The 24,433-nt window shown below is 71.0% G+C and carries 23 protein-coding genes; 13 read left to right on the top strand and 10 right to left on the bottom strand.

Translation table 11 applies throughout. The annotated features are described in order from the left end of the window. Positions 1-47: 47 nt before the first annotated feature. The 3 genes from HUS56_RS00830 to HUS56_RS00820 all read left to right on the top strand — a co-directional run bounded on the left by HUS56_RS00830 (position 48) and on the right by HUS56_RS00820 (position 1,117). Entirely contained in the window at positions 48-221 is a 174-nt protein-coding gene (locus HUS56_RS00830) for a hypothetical protein (RefSeq protein ID WP_173921475.1), read from the top strand. A 126-nt stretch (positions 222-347) separates the two neighbouring features. Next, on the top strand, positions 348-650 hold the full coding sequence (locus HUS56_RS00825) for a DUF1540 domain-containing protein (protein ID WP_173921519.1): 303 nt from the start codon (positions 348-350) through the stop codon (positions 648-650). 71 nt (positions 651-721) lie between these two features. Continuing rightward, positions 722-1,117 carry a helix-turn-helix domain-containing protein gene (locus tag HUS56_RS00820; RefSeq protein WP_173921518.1) on the top strand — a complete coding sequence of 132 codons (396 nt, stop codon included), beginning with the start codon at positions 722-724 and terminating at the stop codon, positions 1,115-1,117. 244 nt (positions 1,118-1,361) lie between these two features. Here the strand turns inward: HUS56_RS00820 and HUS56_RS00815 are convergent, their stop codons facing one another. The 3 genes from HUS56_RS00815 to HUS56_RS00805 all read right to left on the bottom strand — a co-directional run bounded on the left by HUS56_RS00815 (position 1,362) and on the right by HUS56_RS00805 (position 3,183). Continuing rightward, positions 1,362-1,967 (bottom strand): ClpP family protease, encoded by a 606-nt coding sequence (locus HUS56_RS00815; RefSeq protein WP_173921517.1) that lies wholly within the window; start codon positions 1,965-1,967, stop codon positions 1,362-1,364. Then, positions 1,964-2,587, bottom strand: coding sequence for a ClpP family protease (locus tag HUS56_RS00810; RefSeq protein ID WP_173921516.1), 624 nt, complete (start codon positions 2,585-2,587; stop codon positions 1,964-1,966). Before HUS56_RS00810 ends, HUS56_RS00815 begins: the two co-directional genes overlap by 4 nt. A gap of 74 nt (positions 2,588-2,661) precedes the next feature. Next, positions 2,662-3,183, bottom strand: a complete 522-nt coding sequence (locus HUS56_RS00805; protein WP_173921515.1) for a MarR family winged helix-turn-helix transcriptional regulator — start codon at positions 3,181-3,183, stop codon at positions 2,662-2,664. Positions 3,184-3,282: 99 nt separating this feature from the next. Here HUS56_RS00805 and HUS56_RS00800 point away from each other — a divergent pair, with 99 nt between their 5' ends. Further along, on the top strand, positions 3,283-3,855 hold the full coding sequence (locus tag HUS56_RS00800; RefSeq protein ID WP_173921514.1) for an NADPH-dependent F420 reductase: 573 nt from the start codon (positions 3,283-3,285) through the stop codon (positions 3,853-3,855). 16 nt (positions 3,856-3,871) lie between these two features. Here the strand turns inward: HUS56_RS00800 and HUS56_RS00795 are convergent, their stop codons facing one another. Then, a complete protein-coding gene (locus HUS56_RS00795; RefSeq protein WP_173921513.1) occupies positions 3,872-4,687 on the bottom strand; it encodes an MBL fold metallo-hydrolase in 816 nt (271 codons plus the stop codon). Positions 4,688-4,767: 80 nt separating this feature from the next. On the opposite strand from HUS56_RS00795, the gene HUS56_RS00790 reads away from it, so the two are divergent. From HUS56_RS00790 to HUS56_RS00770, 5 genes are all read left to right on the top strand, one after another. Beyond that, positions 4,768-5,457 (top strand): NUDIX domain-containing protein, encoded by a 690-nt coding sequence (locus tag HUS56_RS00790; RefSeq protein WP_173921512.1) that lies wholly within the window; start codon positions 4,768-4,770, stop codon positions 5,455-5,457. Between the two features lie 54 nt (positions 5,458-5,511). Continuing rightward, positions 5,512-6,951, top strand: a complete 1,440-nt coding sequence (locus tag HUS56_RS00785) for an NAD(P)/FAD-dependent oxidoreductase (RefSeq protein WP_173921511.1) — start codon at positions 5,512-5,514, stop codon at positions 6,949-6,951. A 184-nt stretch (positions 6,952-7,135) separates the two neighbouring features. Next, the gene (locus HUS56_RS00780; protein ID WP_173921510.1) at positions 7,136-8,587 is read left to right on the top strand and encodes a lipase maturation factor family protein; all 1,452 of its coding nucleotides are present in this window, start codon (positions 7,136-7,138) and stop codon (positions 8,585-8,587) included. A gap of 127 nt (positions 8,588-8,714) precedes the next feature. After that, a complete protein-coding gene (locus HUS56_RS00775; RefSeq protein WP_173921509.1) occupies positions 8,715-9,752 on the top strand; it encodes a serine/threonine-protein kinase in 1,038 nt (345 codons plus the stop codon). Positions 9,753-9,828: 76 nt separating this feature from the next. Beyond that, positions 9,829-10,959: an AI-2E family transporter gene (locus tag HUS56_RS00770; protein WP_173921508.1), complete on the top strand. Its 1,131-nt coding sequence runs from the start codon at positions 9,829-9,831 to the stop codon at positions 10,957-10,959. A gap of 107 nt (positions 10,960-11,066) precedes the next feature. Here HUS56_RS00770 and HUS56_RS00765 read toward each other — a convergent pair whose 3' ends face one another. The 5 genes from HUS56_RS00765 to HUS56_RS00745 all read right to left on the bottom strand — a co-directional run bounded on the left by HUS56_RS00765 (position 11,067) and on the right by HUS56_RS00745 (position 17,681). After that, on the bottom strand, positions 11,067-12,359 hold the full coding sequence (locus HUS56_RS00765; RefSeq protein WP_173921507.1) for a sugar ABC transporter permease: 1,293 nt from the start codon (positions 12,357-12,359) through the stop codon (positions 11,067-11,069). Then, complete coding sequence (locus HUS56_RS00760) at positions 12,356-13,147, bottom strand: ATP-binding cassette domain-containing protein (protein WP_254431223.1); 792 nt, start codon at positions 13,145-13,147, stop codon at positions 12,356-12,358. The genes HUS56_RS00765 and HUS56_RS00760 overlap by 4 nt, the downstream gene beginning before the upstream one ends. A 129-nt stretch (positions 13,148-13,276) precedes the next feature. Continuing rightward, positions 13,277-14,347 (bottom strand): sugar ABC transporter substrate-binding protein, encoded by a 1,071-nt coding sequence (locus tag HUS56_RS00755; protein ID WP_173921506.1) that lies wholly within the window; start codon positions 14,345-14,347, stop codon positions 13,277-13,279. Between the two features lie 246 nt (positions 14,348-14,593). Then, a complete protein-coding gene (locus HUS56_RS00750) occupies positions 14,594-15,925 on the bottom strand; it encodes a GNAT family N-acetyltransferase (RefSeq protein ID WP_173921505.1) in 1,332 nt (443 codons plus the stop codon). A 40-nt stretch (positions 15,926-15,965) separates the two neighbouring features. After that, positions 15,966-17,681, bottom strand: coding sequence for an FAD-dependent oxidoreductase (locus HUS56_RS00745; protein WP_173921504.1), 1,716 nt, complete (start codon positions 17,679-17,681; stop codon positions 15,966-15,968). A gap of 137 nt (positions 17,682-17,818) precedes the next feature. Here HUS56_RS00745 and HUS56_RS00740 point away from each other — a divergent pair, with 137 nt between their 5' ends. From HUS56_RS00740 to HUS56_RS00725, 4 genes are read left to right on the top strand one after another with little or no spacing between them, the layout of a single operon-like run. Next, positions 17,819-20,434, top strand: coding sequence for a DUF4062 domain-containing protein (locus HUS56_RS00740; RefSeq protein WP_173921503.1), 2,616 nt, complete (start codon positions 17,819-17,821; stop codon positions 20,432-20,434). A gap of 34 nt (positions 20,435-20,468) precedes the next feature. Next, positions 20,469-21,395, top strand: coding sequence for a hypothetical protein (locus HUS56_RS00735; RefSeq protein ID WP_254431222.1), 927 nt, complete (start codon positions 20,469-20,471; stop codon positions 21,393-21,395). Positions 21,396-21,441: 46 nt separating this feature from the next. After that, the gene (locus HUS56_RS00730) at positions 21,442-22,791 is read left to right on the top strand and encodes a DUF1254 domain-containing protein (protein ID WP_173921502.1); all 1,350 of its coding nucleotides are present in this window, start codon (positions 21,442-21,444) and stop codon (positions 22,789-22,791) included. Between the two features lie 5 nt (positions 22,792-22,796). Further along, a complete protein-coding gene (locus HUS56_RS00725) occupies positions 22,797-23,801 on the top strand; it encodes an alpha/beta hydrolase (RefSeq protein WP_173921501.1) in 1,005 nt (334 codons plus the stop codon). 53 nt (positions 23,802-23,854) lie between these two features. Here HUS56_RS00725 and HUS56_RS00720 read toward each other — a convergent pair whose 3' ends face one another. Continuing rightward, positions 23,855-24,412, bottom strand: a complete 558-nt coding sequence (locus tag HUS56_RS00720; protein ID WP_173921500.1) for a DUF488 family protein — start codon at positions 24,410-24,412, stop codon at positions 23,855-23,857. Between the last annotated feature and the right edge of the window lie 21 nt (positions 24,413-24,433).

The raw sequence follows: 24,433 nt of genomic DNA, 5'->3' as shown, positions 1-24,433 counted from the left end.
GCGCCCCGCCCGACGCTGAGAGGAGAACCGAATGAGGAGCGTGCACCATGACCGATCCCGGCACCGATCGGACCCCTCGGCCCCGTCCTGCCGACGCCCCGCAGCCGACGGGCAAGGACGGCGAGATCCACGAGGGCCCCGACGTCAACGACCTCGACGCCGACAACGCGGTCGAGGCTGACTCGATCGAGACGCTGCAGCCCGACAACCCGCCCGCGTAGGTGAGGCTCACCTAACCAGAAACCCGGCGTGATCTGCGGAAAAAGTGAGTCGGAGTGCTGCGGCGTCACGTGTTCGGCGCTAGCATGCCCGATATCCCAGCGGTCGAGGCCCACGTGGAGGACGCCATGAGCATGACGCTCGACGAACTGCCCGCCGTCGCCGAATGCTCGGTGGCCGGGTGCTCGTACAACGATCACTCGCACTGCCACGCCGCCGCCGTCACCATCGGCGGGTCGGTGGGCGATGCCGAGTGCGCGACGTTCATCCCGCTCGGCATGGAGGGCGGGCTCGACAAGGGGCTGACGCACGTCGGCGCGTGCCAGCGCGCGGAGTGCGTGCACAACTCGAAGCTCGAGTGCACGGCGGCATCCGTTCGCATCGGTCCCGGCGTCGACGACGCCGATTGCCTCACCTACGAACCGGCTTGAGCCGAGCGCGCCGATTCTGCTCTGAGCGGATCCGGCTGTCGAGCCAGCCGACCGGCGGATAGCCTCTCGGCATGGGCGACGTCGTCGAGTTCTCACCACCCGCCGGCCGCAGGTCGAGGCCGTTGTGGCGCCACGTGCTGGGAGAAGTGCTGCGCGGCGAACGCCTCGAGCAGGAGCGGATCCTCACCGAGGTCGCCGCGGCCGCCGGAGTGTCGCCGCAATACCTCTCCGAGATCGAGCGCGGGCGCAAGGAGCCGTCATCGGAGATCCTCGGGTCCGTCGCGGGCGCGCTCGGGCTCGACCTGCTCGATGTGGTGGCCCGGGTCGCGAGCCGCCTCGGCGGGAGCCCCGTGATGCTGCGGCATCCACTCGATCTCACCGGCTCGGCTGCCGGTGTCGTGGTCGTTCCCCCGGGCGGGGGAAGCGCCATGTCGTCGCCGACGGACGCGTTCCTTCTCGTGGCCTGACCTTTCCCGGGTTTCTAGGACGCGTTTCCCTTCCCGGGTTCGTAGGACGCGTTTCCCTTCCCGGGTTTGTAGGACATTCGGCGCTTCGTAGGACGCGACGCCGCCCACTCGTCCTACCGAGCGGCCGTCGTCCTACAAACCCGTTCGGGTCACGCGGCCCCATTGGGGTCACGCGGCCCCATTCGGGCCACGCTGCCCCATTCGGGTCACGCGGCCCCATTGGGGTCACGGAAACCCGTTCGGGTCACGCGGCCGGGATTCCCGCCGGTGTCGACAGCACGCGGTCGACGAGCCCGTACTCGACGGCGGCGGCGGCCGGCAGGATCAGGTCGCGGTCGGTGTCGCGCCGCAGCATTGACGGGTCGCGCCCGGTGTCGGCGGCGAGCGCCGCCTCCAGCTCGGCCCGCACGCGCACCACCTCGTCGGCGTGGATGATGAGGTCGGGGATCGCGCCGCGGCCCTGCGTCGACGGCTGATGCAGCACGACGCGGCCGTGGGGGAGGATGCCGCGCATCCCCTTCGCGCCTCCGGCGAGGAGCACCGCCGCCGGCCCGCCCGCCTGGCCCACGCACGTGGTCGCGACATCCGGTCGGATGTGCTGCATCGTGTCGTACACCGCGAGCGCAGCGCCCGGCGATCCACCCGGCGAGTTCACGTAGAGGCTGATCGGCGTGTCGCTGCCGTCGGAGGCGAGGTGCAGCAGCTGCGCGATGAGCGCGTTCGCCACGCCGTCGTCGATCTCGGTGCCGAGGTAGACGATGCGCTCTGAGAGCAGTCGGCTGTAGACGTCCATGGTGCGCTCGGTGTTGCCGCGCTTCTCGACGACGTACGGAATCGTGTAGCTCGTCATGCCGGCACCTGCAATCCGGTCGTGGGTCGCGGGACCCGGGGGAGCATCTCGTCGAAGCCGTCGACGACGCGGTCGAGGAAGCCGTATTCCACGGCCGCGGCGGCGGTGTACCAGCGGTCGCGCGGCGAGTCCTCGATGATGCGCTCGATCGGCTGGCCCGTGTTCTCGGCGGTGATGGCGAGCACGGTGTCGCGCGTGAAGCGCAGGTCGTCGGCCTGCAGCTCGACGTCGACCGCGGTGCCGCCGATGCCCGCCGAGCCCTGGTGCATGAGGATGCGCGCGTGCGGCAGGGCGAAGCGCTTGCCGCGGGTGCCCGCCGAGAGCAGGAACTGCCCCGCGCTCGCCGCCATGCCGACGGCGATGGTCGCGACATCGTTCGGGATCGATCGCATGACGTCGGCGATGGCGAGCATCGCCGTGACGGAGCCGCCGGGCGAGTTGATCCAGAAGCGGATGTCGCGACGCGGGTCGTCGGCGGCGAGGGTGACGAGCTGCGCGCAGATGCGGTTGCCGCCGGCCTGGTCGAGCTCCTCGCCGAGCACGACGATGCGCTCGTGGTACAGCCGGCGGGTCAGTTCGACGTCGATCGGGTGGATCGGTGGGGATTCGGTGTCGGTCATGCCTCCAGCGTGCGACGGTCGCGGCATCCGTGGGGTGGATGCTGCCGTGAGCAGTGCTGCTGTCGGCGGAACCGTCAGCCCGCGCGAGCGAGCGCCGGGCCCTCGCTGAACTGGCAGGAGGTGGCGGTGAGGCGTTCGTCGGGATCGAGCTGCGCGAGCACGGCGCCCGCGATCTCGTAAAGCTGCCCGAGCTGCTCGGGCGTCAGCGCGTCGAGCACGTTCGCGCGCACCGTGTCGACGTGACCGGGCGCGGCGCTCTCGAGCAGGGCGAGGCCCGTCTCGGTGATCGTGGCGTTCGTGGCGCGACGGTCTTCGGGACACGGGTGGCGCTCGATCAGCCCGCGCTCCTCGAGGCGGCGGGCGACGTGCGAGAGGCGGGGAAGGGTCGCGTTCGTGCGGGCCGCGAGTTCGGTCATGCGCATGGTGCGATCCGAGGCATCCGCAAGGGCCATCAGCGCGCCGTACTCGAAGTGGGTCAGGCCGGCGTCGCGCAGGAGCTGCGCGTCGAGGGCGCCCGGCAGCAATTCGGTGAGTGCGACGAGGCGCACCCAGGCCGCGGACTCCTCGGTGCTCAGCCATCTCGTCTCGGTGCTCATGCACCCATCCTACCGTATTAGTTGACGCAACAACTGAACTGCGCTATGGTGTTAGTTGTAACGACAACCAACGCGTCGCAGGGCGCGAGGAGGAGCACAATGACCACCGTCAGCATCATCGGTTCGGGCAACATGGGCACCGCGATCGGCGGCATCGTCGCCGCGGGCGGCAACACCGTCGAATTCGTCGGCCGCGACGTCTCCGAGCCCATCAACGGCGACATCGTCGTGCTCGCCGTGCCGCATCCCGCACTCGCCGAGATCGTCGAGGCGCGCCGCGACCAGCTCGCCGGCAAGATCGTCGTCGACATCACGAACCCCCTGGACTTCGAGACGTTCGACTCGCTCGTCGTCCCCGCCGACGGCTCCAAGGCCGCCGAGCTCGCCGAGCAGCTGCCCGAGTCCCGGGTGCTGAAGGCGTTCAACACCAACTTCGCGGCGACGCTCGCATCGAAGACCGTGGGCGGCCAGCCCACCACCGTGCTCATCGCCGGTGACGACGAGGTGGCCAAGCAGGCCCTCGCCGATGTCGTGCGCGCCGGTGGCCTCAACGCCATCGACGCCGGCCGCCTGAGCCGCGCCCGCGAACTCGAGGCCGTCGGCTTCCTGCAGCTCACGCTCGCGGTGCAGGAGAAGGTCGGCTGGAACGCCGGCTTCGCGGTCGCCGCCTGACGACCCCGACCCCACGTCAGCTCGTCGCCATGCCCCGAAGGTAGGCGAGCTGAGCCCGAACGGATGCCTCGGCTGCGAATCGCACCGAGGCATCCGTGTCTGCATAGACCACGTCGGTGACCGCTTCGGGCGAGGCGTCCTCGCCGAGCTCGCGGAGCGCAGCCCGCACCTGGTCGAGACGTTGCGCCCGGTGCGCGAGGTAGTCGTCGCAGACCGACGCGAGGTCGCGCAGCACCGGACCGTGCCCGGGCAGCACCGCGACCGGTCCACCGGCGGCCCGGGCGTGCGCGAGCAGACGCTCGAGCGACGCGAGGTACGGACCGAGCGCGCCGTCGGGATCCGCGATGATCGTCGTGCCCCGCCCGAGCACGGTGTCGCCCGTGAGGATCGTGCCGTGGTCGTCGTCGTGCGGCAGCGCGAAGCAGACCGAGTCGGAGGTGTGGCCCGGGGTCGCCACGACGTCGAGCTCGACCCCCGCCGCCGTGATGCGCTCGCCGTCGACGAGCGGGGCGGCGCCGACGCAGTACGTTGCGTCGATCGCGCGCACGGGCGCGCCCGTGAGCTCCGCGAACTCTGCGAGCGCCTCGCTGTGATCGGCGTGGTGGTGCGTGAGCAGCACGAGCTCGACCGGCCCGTACGAGGCGAGCCGGTCGAGGTGCGCGGCATCCGACGGCCCCGGATCGACGACGATGACCGACGTCGAGCCCTCGGAGCGCAGCACATAGGAGTTCGTGCCGTCGAGCGTCATCGGCCCCGGATTGGGGGCTCGCACGAGCGTCGCGAGCGGAGAGACGGCCTCGTCGTCGGTGTGCCGGAGTCTGGACAGCTGCATGCCCGAAGTGTAGTCGCGCCCGGTGCGACGACGGCGTCGCGACCGGTGCGCCAGCCGGGTGACGGGCCTAGTCTGAACACATGGACAGCGACCTTGAATCCCTGATGAACGACGAGGTTCCGGGCTCGGCCGCCACCGTGGTGCTCCTCCGCGACGGTGAGCGCGGCCTCGAGGTGCTCCTGGCGGAACGCCCCCGCGATCGCGGCTCGTTCGCGGGCGCGTGGGTGTTCCCCGGCGGTGCGGTCGACGAGGCGGATGCCGCGGGCGGGCGACTCGACACCGAAGACGCCGCTCGACGCGCCGCCGTGCGCGAGACCCGCGAGGAGATCGGACTCGAGCTCGACCGCTACGACCTCGTGCCCTTCTCGCACTGGACGCCCCCGAAGGGATCGCCCAAGCAGCTCGGCACCACCTTCTTCGCGGTGCGGGTTCCCGACGGCGAGATCCGTCCCGACCCGAATGAGGTGATGGCGGTCGAGTGGATCCGACCGGTCGACGCGCTCGATCGGCACGCCGCCGGCAGCATGACGCTGTGGCCGCCGACCTGGGTCACCCTGCACGGACTGCAGCGCGCGGCATCCGTCGAGGAGGCGTTGGCCGAGCTGAGCTCGGGCGACGTCACGCCGTACGTCAGCCGGTTCAGCGACGACCGCTCGACGGTCATCTGGCAGGAGGCGACGAGTACGAGGCCCAGCGCGAGCACCAGGACGACCGCCCCGACGTTCCCGACGATGCGCCCGACGCCCAGGGCAACCAGCACCGGCTCGTGATGGACCGGCTTCCGTGGGTCTACATCAACACGCTGGGAACCGGATTCTGACGGGGTGACCGTCGACGTCACGGTCGTCGGCAGCGGCCCGAACGGGCTGGTCGCCGCGGTCGTGGCCGCCCGAGCCGGGCTGTCGGTGCGACTGCTCGAGGCGGAGTCGTCGATCGGCGGCGGCCTGCGTTCGGCCGGGATCACCCTGCCCGGGTACTGGCACGACGTCTGCTCGGCGGTGCATCCGGCTGCGCTCGCCTCGCCCGCCTTCCGAGTGCTCGGGCTGCTCGACCGGATCGACTGGATCGTGCCCGAGGCTTCGTACGCGCACCCGCTCGACGGTGGCCGGGCGGGCGTGGCCTGGCGCGACCTCGATCGAACGGCCCAGGGCCTCGGACCAGACGGGCGGGCCTGGCGCCGGCTCATCGCGCCACTGCTCGCGCGCCGGCGCGGCGTGGGCGAATTCACCGGTTCGCAGCTGCTGCGCGTGCCACGCGACCCGATCGGCGTGCTGCGGTTCGGACTCCGCGCGCTCGAGCAGGGCACGTCGGCCTGGAACTCGCGATTCTCGGGCGACGTCGCGCCCGCCCTCTTCTCCGGGGTCGTCGCCCACGCCGCTGGCCCCATGCCGTCGCTCGGGCCGGCGGGCGCCGGGCTCCTGCTCGCCATGCACGCGCACGGCGTGGGATGGGGCTTCCCGAGGGGCGGCTCGCAGGTCATCGCCGATGCGCTCGCGAACGAGTTGCGCGCGCTCGGCGGCCGGATCGTGACGGATGCCCCGGTGCGCCGCCTCGCCGAGGTGACGGGAGGTGCCGGGGTCGTGCTGCTCGACACCGCGCCCGAGCTCCTGCTCACGGCCGATCTCCCGTGGACGTACCGGAGCGCCATCCGGCGATACCGCTACGGTTCGGGCGTCGCGAAGGTGGACTTCGCGCTCAGCGGTCCCGTGCCGTGGACCAACCCCGAGGTCGCGCTCGCGCCCACGGTGCACCTGGGCGGCAGCCGAGAGGAGATCGCCGCGGCCGAGAACGCGGTGGCGCGCGGGCTCCAGCCTGGAGTCGACGACGCGGCGCCGCGGCATCCGTACGTCCTCGTCACGCAGCCGAGCGTGCTCGACCCGACCCGTGCGCCGCGCGGCAAGCACGTGCTCTGGGCGTACACCCACGTGCCGGCCGGGTCGACGCTCGATGCCACCGAGCTCATCACCCGGGAGGTGGAGCGGTTCGCGCCCGGATTCCGCGACCTCGTGCTCGGCTCGGCGCACCGCACGGCGACCGACCTCGCCGCGCATAACGCCAACTACGTCGGGGGAGACATTTACGCTGGCGAGTTCAGCATGTGGCAGCTCGTGAAGCGTCCGGTGGTGTCGCCGAAGCCGTGGCGCACGCCGCTGCCGCGGGTGTACCTCTGCTCGAGCGCGACGCCGCCGGGGCCAGCCGTGCACGGGATGAACGGGTGGTACGCGGCGAAGCTCGCGCTGAAGGAGCACTTCGGCATCGAGTGAGCACGCATCGGTGGTCGAGTCGTGTCGGCGCGGGACGGCGGGTCTCGATACGCCTGCGTGCCGGGTCTCGATACGCCTGCTTCGCGGGCTACTCGACCACCGGGCCTGCTTCAGCGGGTGCTCGACCACCGGACGGGCCGCCGGGTGCTCGACCACCGGATGGACGCGGGCGTAGCGTGAAGACGTGGACTGGGTCGGCTGGTTCGACGCGCACGACTACGAGATCGCCCGCCAGATACTGCAACGCGGGGTGGGCGCGCTCGCGTTCGTCGCGTTCCTGTCGACGCTGAACCAGTTCCGTCCGCTCCTCGGCGAGCGCGGGCTCCTGCCGGTGCCCGAGCTGCTCCGCCGGGCGTCCCGGTTGCGCGGTCCGAGCGTGTTCCGGTGGGGGTACACCGATCGGCGCCTCGTCGCGCTCGCGATCGCCGGGCTCGTGCTCGCGGCATCCGTCGTGATCGGCCTGCCCCAGCTGGGGCCGCCGTGGGTGCCGATGCTGGTGTTCCTCGCGCTCTGGATCGGCTACCTCTCGATCGTGAACGTCGGGCAGACGTTCTACGGGTTCGGCTGGGAGATGCTGCTGTGCGAGGCGCTCTTCACGGTGGCGTTCCTCGGGTCGAACGACCAGCCGCCGCCCATCACGATCCTCGTCGCCATCTGGTGGCTCGTGTTCCGCCTCGAGTTCGGCGCCGGCATGATCAAGATCCGCGGCGGCCGCGAGTGGCGCGACCTCACGGCGCTCATGTACCACCACGAGACGCAGCCCATGCCGAACCCGATGAGCCGGCAGGCGCACCTGCTGCCGAAGTGGTTCCACCGCGGTGAGGTGCTCGGCAACCACTTCGCCCAGCTCGTCGTGCCGTTCTTCCTGTTCGTGCCGGGCCCGGTCGGCTCGGCGGCCGCCGTCATCGTGATCCTCACCCAGCTGTGGCTCATCGTCACCGGCAACTTCGCGTGGCTCAACTGGATCACGGTGGTGCTCGCGACATCCGCCATCTCGGACTCGGCGTGGCACTGGGCGATCCCGGCGATTCCCTCCGACCTGGGCACGGATGCCGCCACGACGCCGCTCTGGTGGGCGATCGTCGTGCTCGCGGCATCCGCCCTGCTGCTCGTGCTCAGCTGGTGGCCGATCAAGAACCTGCTCTCTCGGCGTCAGCTCATGAACGCGAGCTTCAACCGGTGGATGCTCGTCAACGCATACGGGGCGTTCGGCACCGTCACGAAGCGGCGCATCGAGATCGTCATCGAGGGCACGCTCGCCGAGCGGCCCGACGCCGACGCGGACTGGCGCGAGTACGAGTTCAAGGGCAAGCCCGGCGATGTGCGGGCGGTGCCGCGCCAGTGGGCGCCGTACCACCTGCGGCTCGACTGGCTGATGTGGTTCCTGCCGCTCGGGCGCATGTGGGAGCCGTGGTTCGAGGTGTTCCTGCTGCGGTTGCTCGAGGCGGATGCCGCGACCCTGGCGCTGCTCGCGCGGGATCCGTTCGACGGGGTGCCGCCCCGGTGGGTTCGGGCGCGGGCGTACCACTACCGGTTCACCACTCGCGCGCAGTTCCGCGAGACCCGCGGGGCGCGGTGGACGCGCACGCTGGAGGGCGAGGTCATCGGTCCGGCGGCCCTGCCAGAGCGTGCCTAGGTGATCGGCGGGCTGAGCACAACCCCCCGTTCGGCGGCGGAGGGCCTCGTTACGCTGGCAACACGCATGAGTCAGTCGATGCGGAGTACGCCACAACCCGAGACGTGCGGCACATCAGGAGATGACCATGATCGACCACAGCCCGGCGGAGACGGCCTCGGCCATACCCGTGTCCGACCGCCGACAACGTTACGACTTCCGCGAGCATATCGGCTCCGGGGGGATGGCCGACGTCTACCGCGCGCGCGACACCGAACTCGGACGCGACGTCGCGGTGAAGGTGTTCCGCACCGACGACGACACCGTCGCCGACCTGCAGCGCCGTGAACGCGAGATCCGGATGCTCAGCCAGCTCAACCACCCCGGGCTCGTCGGGCTCCACGACGCCGGCACGCTGCTGCACGAGGGCAACCCCCGCCGCTATGTGGTGATGGAGTACGTCGAGGGCCGCTCGCTCGCCCACCGGATCGCGCGAGGCCCGCTGAAGCCGCGGCAGGTGGCCGACCTCGGCGCCCAGATGGCCGATGCGCTGAGCTACGTGCACGGGCGGTCCATCGTGCACCGCGACGTCAAGCCCGAGAACATCCTCATCGCCGAGGTCCCGACGCTCGGGTACACGCTCATGGCGAAGCTGGCCGACTTCGGGGTCGCCCAGTTCATCGACGGCTCCCGGCTGACGAGCAACGGCGTCATCATGGGCACCGCGGCCTACATCTCGCCCGAGCAGGCCCGCGGCGAGGAGGTCGGCACGCCGAGCGACATCTACTCGCTCGGTCTCGTGCTGCTCGAGGCGCTGCGCGGAGAGCGCGAGTACGCGGGCAGCGCCATCGAGGCCGCCCTCGCCCGCCTGCATCGCCCGCCGAGCATCCCCGAAGAGCTGTCCGACGAGTGGAAGATCCTGCTCGAGGCCATGACGGCGAGCGACCCGGCCGAGCGGCCCACGGCGCACGACGTGGCGGCGACGCTTCGCGACATCATCCGCAGCATGATCATGACCGGCCGCGGCAAGCACGAGGTCACGCGTCGTCGTGCACCGCGTGCGGCTGCGTCGCGTCGCGTCGGCTCGCGCGCGGGCTCGGCGACGGTGGCGAGTGCGCTCGCCGGAGGTGCCCTCGTCGCGGTCAGCCTCGTCGTCGGAACCGCCGTCGGTGTCATCCCCTTCTGACGCCGACTCGACCGCGCTCGAGGAGGTTTCGGCGCGGCGCGCGGCGGCGATGGCTCGAGCGCGTAGCGTCGCAACCATGTGGAGACGCAAGCGACCACTGGAGCTCGAGGCGCCGCCGCCTGCGGCCGAGGTCACCGCAAGCGCGCACAACGAAGCACCCGAGCTGCGCATCCGGGCGTTCCGGATCGGATTCGTCGGAGCGCTCGGGGTGCTGCTGGCCGTGCTGCTCGGTGGGATCGTCGGGCAGCTGGGCACGGTCATCCTCTACGTGGCGCTCGCGCTGTTCCTCGCGCTCGGCCTCGACCCCGTGGTGAGCTGGCTGCAGAGCCGGGGGATGCATCGCTGGGTCGCGATCCTCGTCGTCTTCATCGTGGTGATCGGCATCTTCGTCGGCCTCATCGCCACGATCGTCCCCATCGTCATCGAGCAGACCACGATCATCGTCGAGGACTGGGACTCGATCGTCGAGAACGTGCGGAACAGCGACTTCGTCGCCTGGCTCAACGCGCTGAGCGGCTCGGGAACGACCATCCAGGACGCGATCGACTCCGCGGGGGAGTGGCTCGCCGACCCGGCGAACCTGGGCGCCCTCGGCGGCGGCATCCTCGCCGTCGGTGCCGGCATCGCCGGTGGCCTCACCGGTGCCGTCATCGTGCTGATCCTCACGCTGTACTTCCTGGCCTCGCTCGACTCGATGAAGCGCTACGCGGCCCGGTTCGTGCCCGCCACCTCGCGCTCCTCGTACCGAGCGGTGTCCGAAGAGATCACCGGGTCGGTCGGCCGCTACGTCATCGGCCAGGTCAGCCTCGGCGCCATCAACGGAGTGCTGAGCCTCATCTACCTCTCGATCATCGGCGCGCCGGCCCCGATCCTGCTCGCATTCATCGCGTTCCTGTTCTCGCTCGTGCCGCTCGTCGGAACCCTGACAGGCGCGGTCATCATCTCGCTCGTCTCGCTTGCGGCGTCGCCGGCGACGGGCCTCGCGGCGGCCATCTACTACCTGATCTACATGCAGGTCGAGGCCTACGTGCTGAGCCCGCGGATCATGAACCGTGCGGTGGCGGTGCCGGGCGCCCTGGTCGTCATCGCCGCGGTCGCCGGCGGGACGCTGGGCGGCGTGCTCGGGGCGCTCGTCGCGATCCCCGTGGCGGCGTCGCTCATCATCATCATCGAGAAGGTCGTGTTCCCGAGGCAGGACGCGATGTAATCGCGCGACTCGCCACTGCTGCCGAAGAACGCCGCGGTGTCGGAGCCGCCGAGGGGATCGACGGATGCCGCGAGGCGCGACCGCGACGTCCGTCATCGCATCGGGCTTCAGGTCCGCATGATGGAGCCGCCGGCGCGCACCCGCGAGACCGCGTCGACGGTCGCGGCGAGGATGAGCACGCCGCCCGTGACCACGAGGTTGACGCCCGCGGGCAGGTTCAGCAGGCCGAGTCCGTTCGTGATCACCGCGATCACCAGGGCACCGATGGCCGCGTGCAGCAGGCGGCCGCGACCGCCGAAGAGGCTCACGCCGCCGACCACGGCGGCGGCCACGCCCGACAGCACGATCTCGCGACCGGCCGCCGCATCGACGGAGCCGACCTTGCTGATCGAGAAGAGTCCCGAGACCACGGCGAGTGTCGAACAGACGATGAAGGCGCTCCAGCGGATGAGCATGACCTTGACGCCCGACCGGCGCGCGGCCTCGGCGTTGCCGCCGATGGCGTAGAGGTACCGCCCGAACTTGGTGCGGTCGAGCACGAACGTGCCGATCCAGAGGATGAGCAGCACGATCGGCACCACGATCGGCACGCCCTCGACGACGCCGACCGATTGGCCGCGGTTGCGGCTGAGGATGGCGACGGCGGCGCCACCGATGACGGCGATGACCGCGAGCTTGATCCACACGAGGGCGATCGTCCGGTTGGGCACGCCCGCACGGCTTCGGCGCGCGCGATCCCAGAACGAGGTCGCGGCCGAGACCGCGATGACCACCGCGAGCATCGCCCAGCCCGCCCAGACCGGCAGGTTCTGGTTCTGGATGGCGGTGATCTCGGGGATCTGCACCCGGTAGAGGCCGCCGGCGCCGATGATCATGAGCGTGACGCCCTGGTACCCCAGGAACAGGCCCAGGGTGACCACGAACGACGGGATGCCGACCCTTGCGACGAAGAACCCGATGAACGTTCCGGTGAGGATGCCGGCGGCGAAGGCGATCGCGAGGGCGAGCGGCCACGGCACGGCGTGCACGTTCACGAGCACGATGAACAGCGCCATCGTCATGCCGCTCGTGACGCCCGCCGACAGGTCGATCTCGCCGAGCAGCAGCACGAACACGAGCGCCATGCCGAGCATGACGAGCGTGGCCGCCTGGGTGAGGAGGTTGGCGAAGTTGCGCTCGGTGAGGAAGAACGGGCTGAGGAAGCTGAACAGGATCGTCAGCACGACGAACCCGCCGACCGCGGGGAGCGCCCCCATGTCGCCGCTGCGCAGCCGCTGGAAGTAGGCACGCATCTGGTCGCCGACGGTGCCCTCCTGGCCGCTGCCGATGAGGTCGGGTGCGACGTCGGTGGCCGAGGTGTCGGGCGCGATCGTGCCGGGAGGTGTCGGGTTCACGTTCATGCGTTCATCCCCTGCTGGGTCTTGGCGCCGGTGATGTAGCCGACCACGTCGTCGCGCGTGGTCTGCTTCGCGTCGAGGGAGGCGACCATCTGGCCCAGGTAGAGCACGTTGATGTGGTCGGCCACCTCGAACACGTCGACCAGGTTGTGGCTGATCAGGATGACCGCGACGCCCTGCTCGGCGAGGCGGGTCACGAGGTGCAGGACCTGTTCGGTCTGCGCCACGCCGAGGGCGGCGGTCGGCTCGTCGAGGATGACGACCCGCGCCTTCTTGAGCACCGCGCGCGCGATCGCGACCGTCTGCCGCTGTCCGCCCGAGAGGCTCGCCACCTTCTGGCGTACCGACTTCACCGTGCGCACCGACAGGGATCGGAGGGTGTCGGATGCCTCGCGCTCCATGCGTCCCTCGTCGAAGGTGCCGAACCCCGTCTCCTCGCGGCCGAGGAACATGTTCTGCACGATGTCGAGGTTGTCGCAGAGGGCGAGGTCCTGGTACACCACCTCGATGCCGAGCCGCGAGGCGTCACGGGGAGTGTGCAGGGTGACCGGTTCGCCGTCGAAGCGCACGACGCCGCCGTCATACGGCTGGACGCCTGCGAGCCCCTTGATGAGGGTCGACTTGCCGGCGCCGTTGTCGCCGACGAGGGCAGTGACCCGACCCGGATAAGCTTCGAGGGCGACGCCTTTCAGCACGCTGACCGGGCCGAAGCTCTTGACGACTCCCTCGAGTTCGATGATCGGCCGGGCTCGGGTTCCTGTATCGATGGTCGTATCCATGACCGTGTCCATGCCGGTTCCTTTCGACGACGCTGTCTGGCTCTCAGTGTGGCACTCGGCAGCCGCGCACGGGAGCAGGGGACCGAGGCCCCGGATCCCGACGGACACGCCGCCGGGCCCGGGGCCCCGTGGATGGTTCGACTATTGGATGCCGAACTCGGCGCACTTGGCCTGGACCTCGCCCTGGCACAGCTCGGCGGGGTCGGCGTCGCCGGCGTCGACGACCTCGACGACCTCTTCGGGCCCGACGAGCTGGGGCGTCACGGCGATGTACGGCGTGCCGTCCTCGAGCTCCTGATCGGCCTCGGGCGTCTCGCCCTCGAGCAGCGCGATCGCGAGCTCGACTGCGGCGTCCGCCTCCAGCTTGATGGGCTTGTACACGGTGGCGGTCTGCTTGCCGAGCAGCACGTTCTGCAGGCCCGCGATCGAGGCATCCTGACCCGAGACCGGAACGACCAGGCCGTTCTTGTCGAGGATCGTGATGACGCCGGCCGCGTTCGTGTCGTTCGCGACCCAGACCGCGTCGACCTGTCCGCCGAGCGACGTGAGCGCCTGCTCGAAGTTCGTGGCCGACTTCTCGCCGTCCCACACACCCGGGGGCTCGGCGGCCGGCTTGATGCCCGCTGCCTCCATGACCTCGACGGCGCCGTCGTGGAACATCTTCGCGTTGCCGTCGGCCGGGTCACCGCCCATGTACACGACGACCGCGGTCGCGGGGTCCTTTCCGGCTGCCTCGAGGCCCTCGACGATCGACTGGCCCTCGAGCCGCCCGACCTCGAGGTTGTCGAACGACACGTAGTAGTCGGCGCCCTCGATCGGACGGTCGTAGGCGATGACGGGAATGCCCTCGGCCTTGGCCTTCTCGGCCACCGCGGCGCCTGCGCCGTTGTAGTCGACGAGCAGCATCACGCCGCAGCCCTTGCTCAGCTGCTGGTCGGCGATGGTCGCGTACTTGTTCGTGTCGCCCTGGGCGTTCTGGATGTCGGTTTCGAACCCGGCCGCCTCGAGCCCGTCCTGCAGGTACGGACGGTCGTTGTTCTCCCAGCGCGGCGAGGACGCCGCGTCGGGAAGGATGACACACGCACGGGCCGCGGCCGCGTCGGCCTCGCCGGTCGCATCGCCGCCGCCGCCACCGCCGCTCGAACAGCCTGCCAGCAGTAGCGCGGAGATTCCGGCGAACGCCGCGGCAGACACCAATGAAGATCGCTTCATCGTGCTCCCCATTCTGTTGGTGAGGTCGACCCCTCACGGTCGCCGTCGTCGGCAATGACTCCGGCACAGCCCATGATGAACCCAAATGTGGTCTGCGCAAACAAATGGTTCATAACACTTGCGTAACCACCCGGTCGCTCCTGGGCAGGACATCGCCGCGAACAGGCGCGGCAACGATAGAGCGCTCTCTCGATCCTCCCCCGGACTGGAGCGTGGCGAACCCCTCCGAGCCGGGAGCGAACGGGATCAGAACCAGATGCTGAGCTGCGGCGTGCGCTGCGCGTGGAACATCCGATCCGCGAGATCGAGCGATCTCGGCCGGAGCTCGCGGATCCGCCCGGCGCGACCGAGCACCGACGGCCGGACACCACCGAGGTAGATCGCCGCCAGCTCCTGCACGCCGAGTCGCAGCCGCGGCGTCGAGCGAGCGGATGCCCCGGCGCGTGCGCCGTCGACGAGCGTCACCTCGGGACGGCCGCGATCGTCGACGACCAGGTCGACAGTGCACTCGGCGTGCCCGAGGTCATCGTGCACCTCGAGGCGGAGGGTGCCGGCCGCGCCGTAGATGCGTGCCGACAGCGCGGCGACCGGGTCGAGCACACGAAGCCACAGGTGGTCGACGACGTTCGAGAGGGTGATGGCACGGGGGTCGTCGATGAGCCAGTGCAGCGGCTCGTCGACCGAGCGGAGCAGTCCGCGCACGCCCGTGACGAAGTCCTGTTCGACGAGGAAGCGCCAGAGGGCGCGCTCGGCGTCGTCGGTGGCCGCGGCGAGCGAGTCGAACTCGAGGATGCCGGGCTCGTTCGGCTCCCGCCGGATGCGGTAGGTGGCGAACCCCTGCGGTCGGCCGTGCTCGTCGTCGTAGCGCACGACGCGGATCGCCCGCGACCGCTCGCTCTCGGGGTCGAAGAGGCCGAGCATGCGGTCGAGGAGTCCGGGCCATCGATCGACCTCACCGGGAGTGCGCGCGACCGCCCGTCGGGCGATCGCGGGTGCGGCCTTGCGCAGGGCCGCCGCGTCGACGAACTGCACGCGGCCCGGGGTGTCCGGGCCGATCCAGCGCACCCGGCGGCGATCGACGTGCAGGGTCGCCGCCTGCGCCGCGGGCGCATAGCCGTATCGACCGTAGATCGTCGCCTCGGTGACGGTGAGCATCGCCACGGCGGCACCGGCGTGGCGCGCGTTGGCGAGTTCGCCGAGCATGAGCGCGCGGGCGATGCCCCGACGCCGATGCGTCGGCGAGACCGTGACCGAGCTCACCGCCCAGGCGTCGACGCTTCCGGCCCCGGGGACGCTGAGTCCGGTCGGCCACGACGAGACCGTCGCGACCGGAACGTTCGGTTCGGCCAGACCCGGGTCGTAGACGCCCTGCACCCGGCGGTCCCCGAGCACCCGGCGGTCGTGGTCGCGTTCGACGGCGGTGGGCCGCGCGTGGTGGAAGCCGCGGAAGTCGGCCTCGATCCATCCGTCGATGGCCGCGTCGTCGGAGGCGTCCACCAGTCGGTACTCGAGTCCCTGCGCCGCGAGGTCGGCGGAGGTTCGTGAGTCGACCGGGAAGCTGCGGGGATCGAAGGACATCTGGCCAGCGTAGCGAGGGACGCTGTGCCGGTCGGATGCCTCAGCCGCCCGCGTGCTCGCCGAGATGGCGATGCACCGACGAGATGACCACCGACCCCTCGCCGACGGCCGACGCCACGCGCTTCACCGATCCGCGGCGCACGTCGCCGACGGCGAAGAAGCCGGGCACGGAGGTCTCGAGCGGGGCGGGCTCGGTTCCCTCGGCGCCCAGCCACGCCCGCCGCCCGCCCTCGGCGAGCACCTCGGGCCCCGTGATCACCGACCCCCATCGGTCGCGCAACACCTCGGGGGCCAGCCACTCGGTGTGCGGACGCGCGCCGATCGTGATGAACACGGCGTCTGCGCCCATCTCGCGTCGTTCACCCGTCTCCGTCAGCTCGAGCACCACGTGGTCGAGGCGGTCGGCTTCGGCGGCGCCCGCGTCGACCACCCTGGTTCCCGTGATGAGCCCGACGCCCGCGGCATCCAGCTGGTCGATGAGGTACTTCGACATGCTCGCGGCCGGCGACTCGCCGCGCACGACGAGCGTCACCGAGCGTGCGTACCTGGCCAGGTGCAGGGCCGCCTGCCCGGCCGAGTTGCCGCCGCCGACGACGAGCACGTCGCGCCCCGCCTGCCCTCGCGCCTCGACCGAGGTCGCGCCGTAGAACACCGAGGCGCCCACGAACGGCTGCAACCCCGGCGCGGCGAGCCGGCGATAGCTGACGCCGCTCGCGAGCACCACGGTGCGCGCACGGACGACCTCGTCGGGAGCCACCTCGAGCTCGAAGCCGCCGCCCTCGGACACGCGCATCGCCGAGACCCGGCGGGTGTGCCCGAACTGCGCGCCGAACACCCACGCCTGCTGATACGCCCGCTGGGCGAGCTCGGCACCCGAGACGCCCCGCGAGAAGCCGAGGTAGTTGCGGATCAGTGAGCTCGATCCGGCCTGCCCGCCGATCGATTCGGCCTCGAGCACGAGCGTGTCGAGGCCCTCGGATGCCGCGTACACCGCCGCGGCGAGTCCGGCCGGTCCGGCGCCGACGACCGCGACGTCGACCGTGCGATCGGGCAGCGAGGTCGTGAGGCCGTAGGCGCGCGCGAGCTCGGCGTCGTCGGGATCGACGAGGATGCTGCCGGCCGCGGTGCGCACGAGGGGAACGCCCGCGTAGTCGACGCCGGCCTCGGCCAGCAGCGCGAGCGCGTCGGGCGACGCCGGATCGAGGTGGTCCGACGGCACGCCGGCGCGCGCGAGACGGCTCCGCAGGGCGTGGGTGCGGGGCTGGGCGTCGTCGCCGATCACGGTGAACGCGCGGTGCCGCTTGCCGACCGACGCCTCCCACTCGCGGAGGAAGTCGGTGACCGCGCGGTGGAACGACTCGTCGGGCGAGTGCACCGGCCGCACCACGTAGTAGTCGATCTGCACGTGCGACATGAGCCGCAGCACGTCGTCGGCGGTCCGGCGATCGGCCCACGATCCCCATTCGATGACGAGGCCGCGCCGGACGTCGGGGAAGCTCCGCCTGGCCGCCGCGAAGACGTTGTCGTGGTCTCCGACCGGTGAGGCGTCGTCGGCGAGGATGAGCGCGAGGTCGTCGCCGGCGGCATGCAGTTCCCCGATCGCCGCGACCCCCTCGGCTGGGCTCGCGGCATCCACGATGCGGTAGTCCTGTGCGTACCGCCGGCCGAGGGGCTCGAGGAGCGCTTGCCGACCCCGCTCGTCGGCGGAGACGACCAGGATGGCGGTGGAGGGTGGCGCCGGCGCGTGAGCCTCCATGGTTCCCCCTCGGAGCGTCGCGAGTGCGGCGGCGGCCCCGGCCGCACGCCGCGAGTGTACCGCCGGGCCGCGAGGGCGCACCACCGGCGTCCCGGTCGGGGTTTACAGGCGGATGCCGCGAGGAACAGACTTTCACCATGAGTCCGGTCGACGGGGTCATCCGCACGCCCGACCAGCGCCTGCGCGTCTTCGTGAGCTCGACGCTCCGCGAACTCGCCGCCGAGCGACGCGCCGTCCGAAGCGCGATCGAGCAGTTGAACCTCGCCCCCGTGATGTTCGAGCTCGGAGCGCGGCCGCATCCGCCACGCGACCTCTACCGCGCGTACCTCGCGCAGAGCGACATCTTCGTGGGCCTCTACGCGCAGCAGTACGGCTGGATTGCGCCGGGCGAGGACATCTCGGGCCTCGAGGACGAGTACCGCCTGGCGCGGTCCGACATGCCGAAGCTCGTCTACGTCAGGGAGAACGGCGACCGGGAGCCGCGTCTGACCGAATTGCTCGAGCGCGTACGGGCCGACGACCACGCGTCGTACGTCTACTTCGCCGATGCCGACCAGCTCGGCGAGCTGGTGCGCGGCGATCTGGCGACACTGCTCGCCGAACGGTTCGCGCAGGCGTCATCGTTCGTCGACGACACCGGCGCGTCGATGGACGGAGCAGTGGTGCTGCCGGCGGCGTTGACCTCCCTGATCGGTCGCGAGCGCGAACTGGAGGCGGTCGTCGACCTGCTCTCCGACGATGACGTGCGTCTCGTCACCATCACGGGCCCCGGCGGAATCGGGAAGAGCCGACTGTCGATCGATGCCGCGAACCGCATGCACGACCGATTCCCCGGTGGGATCGCCTTCGTCGACCTCGCTCCCGTGACCGACTCCGAGCTCGTGCCGGCGGCGATCGCGAACGCGCTCGGCATCAACGACGTCGGCGACGGCGACCTCGACGCGAAACTGCGCATGGCGTTGCGCGACCGACGCATGCTGCTGCTCCTCGACAACGTCGAGCAGGTCGTCGACGCCGCCCCCGAGATCAAGTCGCTGCTCACGGATGCCCCGCACCTGACCGTGCTCGCCACGAGCCGCGTCCTGCTGCGCATGACGGGGGAGCACGGGGTCGAACTCGGCCCGCTCCCGCTCCCCGACATGCGCCACGGCGCGAGCGTCGGGCGGGCGCTCGCCTCGCCCGCGGTGAATCTCTTCGTCGAGCGCGTCCGTGCGGCGAAGCCCGACTTCGAGCTCACCGACGAGAACGTCGAGGATGTCGAGCGCATCGCGATCGCCGTCGACGGCGTGCCGCTCGCGCTCGAGCTGGCCGCCGCGCGGGCTCGGGTGCTCACTCCGGCCGAGCTGCTCCAGCGGCTCGACCAGCGCCTGCTCGTGCTCGGTGGCGGGGCCCGGGACCTTCCCGAGCGGCAGCGCACGATCCGCTCCACGATCGAATGGAGCACCCAGCTGCTCACGCCCTCGCAGCAGCAGCTGCTCGCCCGGCTCGGACTGTTCGCCGGAAGCTGCACCCTCGACGCGGCCGAGTGGATCGCCGACGGCATCCCCGATGGCGACACTCTCGACGATCTCGCCGCGCTCGTCGACGGGAGCCTCGTGCGCCAGCAGGACCGCGGCGACCGAGCGGTGTTCTCGATGCTGTCGACTGTTCGGGAGTACGCACTCGCCCAGCTCGACGCCGGGCCCGACGCTCGGGCGCTCCGCGACCGGCATGCGCAGTACTTCATGCGGCTCGGTGAGGACGCCGAGCGGCAGCTCGAGGGCCCGAAGCAGCTCGAGTGGATCAACCGGCTCGCCGAAGAGGGCGACAACCTGCGAGCGGCCGCCAGGCACCTGCTCGACACACGGCAGTGGGCGGAAGCCGCCCACTTCGCCTGGACGCTCTACGTCTTCTGGTGGGTCGACGGGCACCTCGGTGAGGTCCGGGCGTGGATGCGCGAGCCGCTCGATTCGGGCGACGAGCTCGATGACGTGACCAGGGCCACCGCGCTGTACTTCACCCGCGCGATCGGGTTCTGGCAGAACCCCGATGATGGCGTGGTGCCCGGGCTCCAGGAGAGCGCCGCGCTGTTCCACCGTGAGGGCGTGCGTTCGGGGGAGGCGCTCGCGCTGATCTCACTCGGGCTCGCCCTGCTCGCATCGCGGGTGCCCGACATCGCCCGTGCCGGCGAGGCCCTCGGCACGAGCCTCGCCCTGTTCCGGGAAGCGGATGACGCCTGGGGACAGGCGATGGCCCTCGTGACCATCGGTCGCGTGGAGGTGCTGACGCAGGACGTGCCGACCGCGCTCGCACGGTTCGAGGAGAGCCTCGAGCTGGCGCGGCGGCAGCGTGACGACCTCGGCGTGTCCATCTCCCTCCACCACCGCGGTTGGGCGAAGCTCCTGCTCGGGGACCTCGAGACCGCCCGCACGTGCTTCGACGAGTGCCTCATCCTCTCGGCGGCCCTGCACCACGACGAAGGGGTCGCGTATGCGCTCGAGGGACTCACCGCGGTCGCGGCGGCGAGCGGTGATCCGGCTCGGGCCGGCACGCTGCTCGGGGCTGCGCAGGTGGTGCGTGAGCGCACCGGCCTCTACAACGCCCCGTCCTTCTCGTTCCACCAGCAGTTCGTCGACGGCGTGCTCGCCGGGCCCGGTGCCGACGCGTTCGAGTCGGCACGGGAGCGAGGGCGGCACCTGCACGTCGACGATGCGGTGACGTACGCGCTGGGGCGCGATCGAGTCGAGGCCGCGGCATCCGCGACCTTGACGTAGGCCGCCCGGGCCGAACTGAATCCGAGGAGCACTCATGAGCGACGTCGAACCGCGACACGACGAGCGCCACGCTCGACCTTCCGACCCGGCACCGCCCGAACCCGCCGAGCGGCGGCACAGCGAACCGCTCGCCGATCGCCACCGGGCGGGAGCGACCGACCGCGTGCGACCGTTCACCCGCGTGCTCGCGTACGTGGTGCTCCCCTTCCTCGTGGCCGCTGCGTTCCTGCTCCTCGTCCTTCCCGGCGGCACCGAGCAGCACTTCGCCTGGACCATCAATCCGCCGATCACGGCCATGCTCCTCGGGTCGGCGTACGCGGGCGGCATCTGGTTCTTCGTGCAGGTGGCCGTGCAGCGGCGCTGGCATCGCGTGCGGCACGGCTTCCCTGCCGTGCTCGTGTTCGCCACGCTCGCCGGCATCGCGACGTTCCTGCACTGGGATCGGTTCCACTTCGGCCACATCTCGTTCATCACGTGGGTCGCCCTCTACGTGACGACGCCCGTGCTCGTGCTCATCGCGATCATCGTGAACCTCCGCGAGGACGACGGCGCGCCCGAGGGCGATGACGTCGAGATCCCGGCGCCGTGGCGGTACCTGCTCGCGTTCGTCGGTGCCGCGTCATCCGTCACCGGCCTCGTGCTCTTCATCGCCCCGCAGGCGTTCCTCGAGACGTGGGCCTGGGACCTGACGCCGCTCACCGCGAGGATCGTGGGCACGGTGCTCACGCTGCCCGGCTTCGTGAACATCTGGATGCTGTGGGACAACCGATGGTCGGCCTTCCGGCGGGTGTTCCAGGCGCAGCTCGTCTGCCTCGCCTGCATCCTCATCGCGATGGTGGTGCGGTTCGGCGACTTCGTGTGGTCGCGGCCGAGCGCGTGGGTGTTCGCCGTCGGCATGGTGGCGTCGGTGGCGGTGTACCTGACCTTCTACCTCTCGCTCGAACGGCGTCGCGCAGGCTAGTTTGGGGAACGGGTCCGGCGCCCGGTCCGGACGGAACGGGAGAGCGATGGACTGGACCTCACGCCATCTCGTGGACGCCTACGTCTTCGGGTATCCGCTGGTGTACAACCTGTCGAGCATCCAGGCGATCGCGACGCATGGCCTCGGCTCACTGCCGCCGGCCCGGTTCAACGAGTTCGCGCACGCGACCGGGCTCGCGTCGCCGGCCGACGCCTTCGTCAGCGTGAACAACGACACCGTGTACTCGATCGGCCTGCTCGACCTGTCGGGCGGCCCGCTGCTGCTGCACGTGCCCGACACCGATGGCGCCTACTACGTGCTGCAGTTCGTCGACGCATGGACGAACAACTTCGCGTACGTCGGTCGTCGTGCCACCGGAACCGGCGAGGGCACCTACCTCATCACCCCGCCCGGTTGGACGGGAACAGCGCCCGACGGTGTGCCGACGATCGAGTCGCCGACAGACGTCGCCGCGATAGTGGGCCGGCTCGCGGTCGACGGGGCCGACGACCTGCCTCGCGTGCGTGCCCTGCAACAGCAGTTCACCCTGACGCCGCTCGAGGGGAACGGGCCGTTGCGCGGGCTCCCGCAACCGCATGCCGACCTTCCCGAGCACCTGCGGTTCTGGGAGCTGCTGCGGGTGTGGAGCCTGGCCTTCCCACCGGCCGCGGCCGATCTGGAGTTCCTGCGGAGGTACTCCGACTACGGGCTCACCGATCACGGGAACCCGTACGGGGTCGTGGCGCGCGATCTCGACGAGCATCTCGCGCACGCCTTCGCGGGCGGACGCGAGGAGGTCGAGGAGCTGTCCAAGCCCGATGCCGCAGCGGCCGTGAACGGATGGCTGGGGTGGCCGCACGGCTTCGACTACAACGTCGACCACCTCGGCCTCGGAACGATCGACGCGCCCGAGTGGAAGGTCGCCGACCGCGCCGAGTCGTACGTGCTGCGGGCCCGGTCGGCGCGGAACGGCCTGTGGGGCAACCACGGCTACGAGGCCTACTACGCCGAGGTGTTCGTCGATGCCGACGGCAGGCGGCTGAACGGCGAGCACGCCTACGAGCTGCACCTTCCCGAGCCGCCGCCCGCCTATGCGTTCTGGTCGATCACCATGTACTCGACGCCCGAGTACCTCCTCGTCGAGAACCCCATCCGGAGGTACTCGATCGGCGACCGGACACCCGGCATCGTGACGGGCGATCCGTCGACGGGCTCCGGGCAGGCCGGTTCGATCACCATCCGCATGCAGCGGGAACGCCCCGACGACCCGGCCGCCGCGGCGAACTGGTTGCCGACGCCCGAGGGCGACTTCCGCCCGATGATGCGCATCTACCAGCCACGCGCGCAGGTGCTCGACGGAACCTTCGAGTTGCCGGCGATCACGCGCCTGGGGTGACGCGGATGCCGCGGTCCACCCGCCCATCGTTCGATCCCGAGCTCGCACCGGCGCTCGACGGCCTGCCCCGCTTCTTCACCACGCTCGAGCCCTCGGCGATCGGGGAGTTCCGGGCGGCGACCGCCCGGGAGCGGTCGTCGATCGAGGACGTCGTGGCCGGGCGTCCCGTGGAGGTCGTGGACCACACGGTGCCGGGCTACGACGGCGGGGAGATCACCGTCTCGGTGGTGCGCCGCACAGACGACGCCGGTTCGTCGGCGCCTCGAGCCGGGTCGGCGCTTGACGGTGGCTCCACTCCCGGGATCTACCTGCTGCACGGTGGCGGCATGGTCGGCGGGAGCCGCTGGGCGGTGGTTCCGATGCTCGTCGGATGGGTGCTGGAGCATGGTGCCGTCGCGGCATCCGTCGACTACCGACTGGCGCCCGAGTTCCCCGATCCGGTACCCGTGGAGGACGCCCTCGCCGGATACGAGTGGTTCGTCGCCCGAGCGGGGGAGCTCGCCTTCGACCCGCAGCGCGTGCTCGTCGGGGGTGTGAGTGCCGGAGGCGGCCTCGCCGCCGGAACGATCCTGCTCGCGCGGGACCGCGGGATCGCGATGCCGGCGGCGCAGCTGCTCATGTCGCCGATGCTCGACGACCGCAACGACAGCGATTCGTCGCGTGAGCTCGATGGCGTCGGCGTGTGGGATCGCACGAGCAACGAGACCGGCTGGACGGCGCTGCTCGGCGACCGGCGCGGCACCGACGACGTGACGATCGCCGCCGCACCCGCACGCGCCGCCGACCTGGCGGGCGTGCCGCCCACCTACATCGACGTGGGCAGCGCCGAGGTGTTCCGCGACGAGGTGGTCGCGTTCGCGACGAGGATCTGGGCGGCCGGCGGCTCGGCCGAGCTGCACGTGTGGCCGGGCGGGTTCCACGGATTCCAGGGCATCGTGCCCTCGGCGGCGGTGTCGCAGGCGGCCGTGCAGGCCCGGGATGCCTGGGTGCGCCGGGTCCTGAGCGCCTGATCACGGCCCGGTTCAGGCGCCTGCCGGTGTGGGCGCTGCCGGTCGCTGCCGAGTCAGTCGCCGGCTGAGCCGTCGGCTGAGCCGTCGGCGGGGCCGTCCCACACGATCGTGCCGTCGGCCCGCACCCGGGCGCCCTCGGAGACGGGATGGCGCGTTCGTCGGCCGTCGTGCATGAGGTGCTCCACGTCGCCGTGCCGCTGCAGCACGACGACATCCGCGACGAGCCGCCGATGGCAGCGCCACCAGACGCTCTCGCTGCACATCATCGCCGTCGTGGTCTCGTGCGCCTGCGCGAGCAGCTCGTCGAGGGCCGACGAGAACTCGGCCGTGCGGGTGTGCGCGGCGTACGCGGCGAATTGCTCGACGCGCCACCACGGGTCTTCGCGCGGCGCGTCGGGGGCGAGCCGGCGTCGTCCGCCGAGGCGCTCGTCGACCCGGTACTCGAGACCCGCGTCGGGCAGCCACTGCGCCATGGCATCGCGTCCGACGTCGGGATTCCGTCGGCTCCCCGGGAAGCGACGGATGTCGACCACCGCTCGGACGCCGGCCGACCGGAGGAGCTGGGTGAGGCCCTGCCGATCGAGCCGACCGTGGCCCACGGAGAACAGCATGCTCGCGATTCTGCCCGACCC

The sequence above is a fragment of the Agromyces sp. Marseille-P2726 genome (assembly GCF_902809835.1).
Lineage (GTDB): Bacteria > Actinomycetota > Actinomycetes > Actinomycetales > Microbacteriaceae > Agromyces.
Note: the sequence above shows the minus strand (reverse complement) of the source record. Positions and strands in the feature narration are given on the sequence as shown.

What these genes read in the sequence shown, in the direction of transcription:
- HUS56_RS00750 (WP_173921505.1), bottom strand. Translation starts at nt 15,925, where the DNA reads ATGTCCTTCGATCCCCGCAGCTTCCCGGTCGACTCACGAACCTCCGCC.
- HUS56_RS00805 (WP_173921515.1), bottom strand. Translation starts at nt 3,183, where the DNA reads ATGAGCACCGAGACGAGATGGCTGAGCACCGAGGAGTCCGCGGCCTGG.
- HUS56_RS00770 (WP_173921508.1), top strand. Translation starts at nt 9,829, where the DNA reads ATGTGGAGACGCAAGCGACCACTGGAGCTCGAGGCGCCGCCGCCTGCG.
- HUS56_RS00800 (WP_173921514.1), top strand. Translation starts at nt 3,283, where the DNA reads ATGACCACCGTCAGCATCATCGGTTCGGGCAACATGGGCACCGCGATC.
- HUS56_RS00735 (WP_254431222.1), top strand. Translation starts at nt 20,469, where the DNA reads ATGAGCGACGTCGAACCGCGACACGACGAGCGCCACGCTCGACCTTCC.
- HUS56_RS00730 (WP_173921502.1), top strand. Translation starts at nt 21,442, where the DNA reads ATGGACTGGACCTCACGCCATCTCGTGGACGCCTACGTCTTCGGGTAT.
- HUS56_RS00740 (WP_173921503.1), top strand. Translation starts at nt 17,819, where the DNA reads ATGAGTCCGGTCGACGGGGTCATCCGCACGCCCGACCAGCGCCTGCGC.
- HUS56_RS00745 (WP_173921504.1), bottom strand. Translation starts at nt 17,681, where the DNA reads ATGGAGGCTCACGCGCCGGCGCCACCCTCCACCGCCATCCTGGTCGTC.
- HUS56_RS00720 (WP_173921500.1), bottom strand. Translation starts at nt 24,412, where the DNA reads ATGCTGTTCTCCGTGGGCCACGGTCGGCTCGATCGGCAGGGCCTCACC.
- HUS56_RS00760 (WP_254431223.1), bottom strand. Translation starts at nt 13,147, where the DNA reads ATGGACACGGTCATGGATACGACCATCGATACAGGAACCCGAGCCCGG.
- HUS56_RS00815 (WP_173921517.1), bottom strand. Translation starts at nt 1,967, where the DNA reads ATGACGAGCTACACGATTCCGTACGTCGTCGAGAAGCGCGGCAACACC.
- HUS56_RS00810 (WP_173921516.1), bottom strand. Translation starts at nt 2,587, where the DNA reads ATGACCGACACCGAATCCCCACCGATCCACCCGATCGACGTCGAACTG.
- HUS56_RS00725 (WP_173921501.1), top strand. Translation starts at nt 22,797, where the DNA reads ATGCCGCGGTCCACCCGCCCATCGTTCGATCCCGAGCTCGCACCGGCG.
- HUS56_RS00790 (WP_173921512.1), top strand. Translation starts at nt 4,768, where the DNA reads ATGGACAGCGACCTTGAATCCCTGATGAACGACGAGGTTCCGGGCTCG.
- HUS56_RS00825 (WP_173921519.1), top strand. Translation starts at nt 348, where the DNA reads ATGAGCATGACGCTCGACGAACTGCCCGCCGTCGCCGAATGCTCGGTG.
- HUS56_RS00795 (WP_173921513.1), bottom strand. Translation starts at nt 4,687, where the DNA reads ATGCAGCTGTCCAGACTCCGGCACACCGACGACGAGGCCGTCTCTCCG.
- HUS56_RS00755 (WP_173921506.1), bottom strand. Translation starts at nt 14,347, where the DNA reads ATGAAGCGATCTTCATTGGTGTCTGCCGCGGCGTTCGCCGGAATCTCC.
- HUS56_RS00820 (WP_173921518.1), top strand. Translation starts at nt 722, where the DNA reads ATGGGCGACGTCGTCGAGTTCTCACCACCCGCCGGCCGCAGGTCGAGG.
- HUS56_RS00765 (WP_173921507.1), bottom strand. Translation starts at nt 12,359, where the DNA reads ATGAACGTGAACCCGACACCTCCCGGCACGATCGCGCCCGACACCTCG.
- HUS56_RS00775 (WP_173921509.1), top strand. Translation starts at nt 8,715, where the DNA reads ATGATCGACCACAGCCCGGCGGAGACGGCCTCGGCCATACCCGTGTCC.
- HUS56_RS00830 (WP_173921475.1), top strand. Translation starts at nt 48, where the DNA reads ATGACCGATCCCGGCACCGATCGGACCCCTCGGCCCCGTCCTGCCGAC.